This window comes from Salinimicrobium gaetbulicola, from assembly GCF_042676025.1.
Classification (GTDB): Bacteria; Bacteroidota; Bacteroidia; order Flavobacteriales; family Flavobacteriaceae; genus Salinimicrobium; species Salinimicrobium gaetbulicola.
This window is the reverse complement of record NZ_JBHTJP010000013.1, coordinates 1-6,883: the sequence shown is the minus strand read 5'-3', so window position 1 is coordinate 6,883 and position 6,883 is coordinate 1. Positions and strand designations below refer to the sequence as shown.

3 protein-coding genes are annotated in these 6,883 nt (G+C 40.3%); all 3 read right to left on the bottom strand.

The window, feature by feature from the left end; genetic code table 11:
* Window positions 1-2,363: hypothetical protein (locus tag ACFQ1G_RS01180; RefSeq protein ID WP_380736408.1), on the bottom strand; the 2,363-nt coding region annotated here is incomplete at its 3' end.
* Window positions 2,364-2,838: 475 nt separating this feature from the next.
* Window positions 2,839-6,033 (bottom strand): T9SS type A sorting domain-containing protein, encoded by a 3,195-nt coding sequence (locus tag ACFQ1G_RS01175; protein ID WP_380736407.1) that lies wholly within the window; start codon window positions 6,031-6,033, stop codon window positions 2,839-2,841.
* Between the two features lie 634 nt (window positions 6,034-6,667).
* Window positions 6,668-6,883: hypothetical protein (locus tag ACFQ1G_RS01170; RefSeq protein WP_380736406.1), on the bottom strand; the 216-nt coding region annotated here is incomplete at its 5' end.

Sequence of the window (6,883 nt, the reverse complement as noted above, 5' to 3'; positions counted from 1 at the left end):
TCAGATACCCAGGTGTCAAACGCACTCTGTACCTCTGTTTGATTAGCATAATCACAAGAGTCTTCATTCGCATCACTAGGAGCGGTATATCCGATCGCCTGTGGGGCGGTCAAATTAAAGTCTGCTGTGATTGTATTGATCGTCTCACAAAGATCGGTGATCGTCCAGGTCACTGTCGCTGTTCCACCACTACATAGTAATGGTGCATCTCCAGCATCATTGCTTACCTGTGGATTACAACCTCCGGTTACAGCTAAAGCCGTGGTCTGATCAGATACCCAGGTGTCAAATGCACTCTGTACCTCTGTTTGATTAGCATAATCACAAGAGTCTTCATTCGCATCACTAGGAGCGGTATATCCGATCGCCTGTGGTGCGGTAGAACTGAATGTAGCCGAACATATTTCTGGGCCGGTACATTCGTTACTTACTGAGATTCCTAGTTTTACACTACCACCATCACACTCATCTGGTGCAGTTACAGCATTGAATTCTTCTTCTGTAACTTCAACGTCATTCACTAAATAAGTAACTGTAACATTTCCTCCATCACCACTATCGGTATATCCAAAACTGGATTTCCACGTAGCGAATTCTGAATCGATAGTTGCCTGGTCTGTACAGGCATCTTTGGTAACATTATCAGGGCAGTCTGCTGTTAATGTCCCTTCAAACGGATTCTGAGTTACAATAACCGGATCGGAAGCAAATGTACATCCAGGGGTATCGAAAATGGTAACGGTTGCATAAACGCGATAAGTTTTATCGGCCGTTGCCCCTGGTAATTGTGGATTTGTCGCATTATCGATTGGTTTCCAATCTTCCGTGTCGACGCCATCATCCGAATTGTCGGGCCAACCTTCGACAAACTCATACCATTGATAGGTATATGTTCTTGAGGGTGGATCTGCCGCAGGGTCAACTGTGGCTATAAGGGTAGTAGATTCTTCATAACATTCGTAGAAATTACCTGTGACTTCAACAGAAAATTCCGGCGTATTCCCCAATTCAAAGGGACCGGCAAAATCTTTAAGAGAGGCTGTAAAAGAATCGGAAGATCGGGTTTTAACCAAAACGCTTCCCAAAGGACTATCACATTCACCACCAGTGGTACGGGTGTCGAAACCAAAAATTGTAGCATTCAGTGCTAACTCAGCAAAATTCTCCCTGGCATACTCCGAAACCACCTGGTTTTTTTCACTAATGGTCCCCCATGGTGGTGCTGTAACTGGCCCACCTTCATTTACCTGGGCGAATAAAGCGGTTTCTAGGGTTGGATTTTTAGAAATACGAGCATAACCAAAATGATTGGCTGAAGAATTATCACAATAATAGAAAGGAAAGTTTCCATTTCCATCTCCAAAAACAAAGGGGAGATTATTCATAGGGCTTTGCAAACTATTGTAAGCTGAAAAACTACTGAAAACTGCACCATCGAAATCCCTGCGGTCTATCCACACAAAAAGCCTTATATCGGCTATCTTTCCTCCTCCGGTATAATTAAACGATAGGATGATATCTCCATGTTGGATTACCCCACCGGTACTGGGATCAAACTTATAAGTGGTATGACCACAATCAACATTTGATGCATCTGCAGGGTTTACCAATTCTATGGTAGATCCATCTGATGCAAGTCGAATATCAGTTCTGTAATATTCAAAATCCACATAACTGGTACCATCATCACTTAGGGTTGATGCAGCCACAATGGCATATTCCTGGTCATTAGGCACCTCATCTCTCCGTAAATGGCCATATACGTCTATGATATCGTTCTTGGATGGCACACTACCGGACTTCATTGTCCAGGTTAATGGATTATTGAAATTCTTATTGATAGACTGATCGAAAACAGTGTTATCAGTATTACCTCGATTAGATCTTTGATCCCTGAAATAAACCGCATCGATCCACAAAATATTAGTTCTTGGATCTAAAGTATATAAATCACGTGACATCCTAAATTCTGCTTCGATGTTATCTCCAGCGGCCAGTTGTGCTCTTAAAGTAGCATAGGAAACTCCATTTTCATCTGTTCCTGTACCAACATTAATAACATTTGAACCGGGATAGGTTGCATCAGGATTAGGCCAAATTTCGTCAAACCAGTCATCGGTACCAAAGGCATCGGATGCAGCTCCCGGATAAAAACTCAAAAGATCTGCCTCCACATCAGCGTCAATTCCAAAATTAGCTTGTACACTAGTTTCTAGAGTAATCGTACTTTGGGAATATCCAGTCGAAACGAAAAGAGCAAAAAGAAAAAGCACAGAAAATATTTTAAAACGATTAAAATACTTCCGGCTTTTGACAGTTCTAATTCCGGGACCCTTAGGCCCCGTCAAAGTAGTAACTTTCATAATTAATAATGTTTTGGTTAATAAATACTAAACCAGAACAGGTAGCTCAACTTCATGTGACCGGGGCGGTCTCCTGCAACAGCAGTTTAATAATTACGAAGGGGAATAACTTTTTCCGGAGGAAGGAATGGAAAAAGGCACGCGCTCAACAGGCTGGGGAAGCCTTGATTAAGGGGAATGAATATTATAGGGAATGAAACTTTCCGGCGGGGGAAGTTAGCCGGGTAAACTTTCACTCTTAAATTTACATAATTTTCTGTTATTCAAACACTTAAATTTTATTTTTATTTAGAAAACCGGTTAATTTTTTAATATTAAAAGTTTATTGATCAATAAGTTCGGTTATTTCAAAATAAACCTTTTGAAGATAGGAGTGTGTTGAATTATTTGTCATAAAATAAATTCGATTGCGATCCATTCTTAATTAAAAAAGCAGCCTTTTCAGGCTGCTTTTCTTTTTAAAGGTTAATTAAAATTATTTCCCGGAAACGACACTCTTAGTAAATGATCCCTGGTCACTACTAACCTTGATCATATACATTTGTGTTCCGCGTACAAAATCTGCCTGAATGGTTGTGATCTGTCCTGCTGCCGCACTTGGCACAGATAAAGATTTAACCATATTTCCTCTGATGTCGAAGATCTGTATTGATACATTAGACATGTTCATTTCATGTTTAATATTGATCACATCTTTAAACGGTACCGGAGAAACACTAAAGGCTTCAACAGAAGGACAACTGTCAGAAGGTGCTGTGGTTGCACTTGAACCTCCAAGAGGACATTCGTAAGCATTATTGATCATATCCAGTTCACTTGCCAATTGCCCTGCAGAACCTCCTACAAATGCATCGTATACATCCTGGATCAAATCACCAGTATATGGATAACTTACATCCCCATGACATTCATTTAGCAAGGCAGCTACAGACTGACGGGCAAGGTTATAAATTCCTCCGCCACCTAAGTTAAGAGCTTCTAACAATGTTAAGTCAGAGTCATCTGAATTTCCGGAATAAACCGAGAAGTCAATACCAAATACCTCACTGTATAAAGTACAGGTTGAGTAACATTCCCATTGATCGGTATGGTTTTTCCAGTATCCTAAAGTACAGGCATCCTGGTCACAGATCTCGATTGTAACCACAACCGGTTTAATATCATAACAATCTGTGTTCTCATTGTTCACACATTTGATATAATAAGTTCCTGAGACTCCAACAGCATCCGGATTCAGTAAGGAAGAGGTAGCTTCAGCGTCATTCCAGAAGGAAACGGTATAACCTTCTCCACATCCGCTAAATACCCCGGTAAGATCAACAGTTTCCGGAGCACAGACTGGATCTGGGTCCATCACTGAAAGTTCAGGAGTATCACTTACAGTAACATTTACAGGTTCAATATCATAACAATTCTCATTTTCATTGTTAGTACATTTTATGTAATAGGTTCCTGAAATAGCAACTGCATCTGGATTTGCAAGAGGTACGGTAGCTCCAGCATCTTCCCAATAAGAAAGAGTAGCATCTTCACCACAGCCACTTGAAGCCTGTGTAATATCTACTGTAGATGGTGCACAAACAGGATCCGGATCGGTCACTGTGATTTCAGGAACGTCATTAGCTGTTACACTAACCATTTTAATATCAAAACAGTTATCATTGTCAGGGTTGGTACATTTCACATAGTAAGTACCTCCACCCACTGCTGTTGGATCTGGAACAGGATTATTTATAGCTTCCGCATCTGTCCAGTAACTCAAGTTACCGCTACAATTCAATACGATACCATCAGCTGTTAGATCAACGGTTTCAGGGTCACAAACAGGATCAGGGTTAACTATACTGATGCTTGGAGTATCATCTACTACTACATTTACAGCTTTGACATCAAAACAATCAGCATTAGTATCATTAGTACATTTTATGTAATAAGTACCTTCTCCTACAGAATCAGGATCTTCCAAAACTATGGTAGCTCCTTCATCTTCCCAATAGGTCAAGGTATAACCTTCACCACATCCGCTTGCTGCTCCGGTAATGTCCGCTGTTTCAGGGGAACATACAGGATCAGGATCTGTTATTGTAATATCAGGAGTATCACTGATGGTCACAACAACTGGTTCAATTTCATAGCAGGCAGCGTTATCATTATTTACACACTTGATATAGTAAGTGCCTGATTCAGCAACTGCCTCTGGAGAACCTAAAGAAACAGTAGCTGCTTCATCCTTCCAGTAAGAGATTGTATAACCTTCCCCACAACCACTGGCTGCTCCAGTGATATCAACGGTTTCAGGGAAACATACTGCATCAGGATCGGTTACTGTAATGTCTGGAGTAATATCAACAGTTACATTTACCGGCTTAATATCAAAACACTGGTCATTCTGATCACTGGTACATTTAATATAATAAGTACCGTCACCTACCGCTGATGGATTATCTACTTCATCAGTGGCTTCTGCATCATTCCAGTAACTTAAAGTTCCGGTACATCCTGTAGCAACACCTTCAGCTGTCAAGTCGACTGTAGCAGGAGAACAAACGGGATCCGGATCAGTTACTGTTATTTCCTGTCTAAGATCCAATTCAAGTTGTTCTAGACGAGGAAAATCTTTCAACTCAGAAGTTCCTGAAGATCCGGAAGTTCTAGTTCTTACAAACAAGGTACTAATACTAAAACAAGGGTCATCACTACCGAAATAATAGGATAAATTGACAGCACCTTCAGCCCATTGGTTAATTTCATATTGATAGGAACCGTCAGGCATTGGATCTGTAAAGTATACAGGCCAAGGCACAGGAGTAACTGCAGTATTTACTGTACCGAAAATGGTATTTTCCGGGTAATTAGGGAATTCTCTATAAAAGTACTCGCCATTTTCAAAAACCCATTCCCTGATTACAACTTTTGCGGCTGCACCACCTATAGTGAACTCAACAGTAACCAACAGGTCACCTAATGTTCTACCACCATCAGTACCATCAGATTGAAATCCTCCAGAACCAGCTTCAATCCCGGTTCGAATCAAAGAATTTTGTAAAAATTCAAAATCAATATAACTACTACCATTAGTTACCTGCCTATCGGCTGCGAAAACCACCCACAAGTCATCTGCTGTAGTATTATTCCCGTTTGGGTGTGTCGGATCGCCATATGTAAAATGAACAACAGCAGTTTGTATTTCATTTTTATTAGGAGAAGACCCGGCTCCCCAAGTATAAGTTTCAGGATCATCATCTATTTTGTTAGAGCTGGTGAAAATAGTTGGATCATTATTAGTTATTCCATCTCTATAGAAAAAAGATAAATCACGATATGGTGGATCGAACAAGAATTCGGGAGTACCTGTTTCAAAATCTTCAGGTAATAAAGTACTCAAAAATAGTCCAGCTAATTCATTGACGGCATCAGATTCCCAATCGCCTGCAGTTTCAGCTGAAGCGTTACCATCAATCTCAAAACCACCAGGTGGCGTGATAACAGGGGCAATCCCCTGAATGTTTTCAGCGGTATTCTTTTGCGAATACAGTTGGTTAAAAGGAAGAATTAAAAAAATTAAGGTGAAAAGCGAAAAAATAAATTTACCATTCATTCGGCAGCACCATCTTCCCGTTCTTGATCCTCTCACATGTTTTGTTAAAGGATCCATCGTAAAGTCTTTCATAATATATTTGTTTTGGTTAATAAATACTAACCAGAACATAAGCCACGCTATTCCATGCAGACCAGGGCGATCAATTGACTAAATCGATTAAAAGAATAATTAAAATGAAAATTAACGGGGAAAACTTCTTCCAAAGGAGGGTAGGAAAAAGGCAACTCTTCAAAATGGCTGGGAAGCCATTGGGGGAACCACAAAAAAGAAAAATAACTCGTAATGACTACGGTAAAAGTTCTAAATAGTACCGACACTAACCGGTGCTTTATTTGCTGACATAAATATACTACAATTTGCTGTTTTACAGAACTTTATGAGTCTATTTTTATTGCGAACCAAACTTTAAAAATAATGTAATATTATAGCTTTAATACAACTAATACTTAAGGGAATCTTCATATCCAACTTCATCATTATCAATCCTGTGTTAAAGTTGAGATTTGGTAATTATCCTTTAGATGAAAGGGATAAATTTTAACAATTTACGTTTCGCAATCTGACCCTCCCCGTCCTTCGGACACCCCTCCCTGGAAGGGAGGGGAACTGAGATTGTTTTTCAGATTTAGATTTAGAACATAAAAAAACCCTTCATCAAATGAATGATGAAGGGCTTAAAAATATGGGATGCTCCCGATAACTTTCAGGATTCCCGCAGGAAACGGGACCTTCCCCTTCCTTCGGACACCCCTTCCTGACGGCAGTCAGGCCTCCCTTCCAGGGAGGGGAGCTGAGATTTGGTTTCAGATCCAAAGTTTAGGGTATAAAAAAAGCCTCTACATTGCTGTAGAGGCTTTAAAAAAAAGGCGGCGACATACTCTCCCACGGGATGCAGTACCATCTGCGCTAACGGGCTTAA

Excerpts from the sequence above, each read along its gene's own strand:
- ACFQ1G_RS01175 (WP_380736407.1), bottom strand. The coding sequence starts at position 6,033 with ATGAAAGACTTTACGATGGATCCTTTAACAAAACATGTGAGAGGATCA.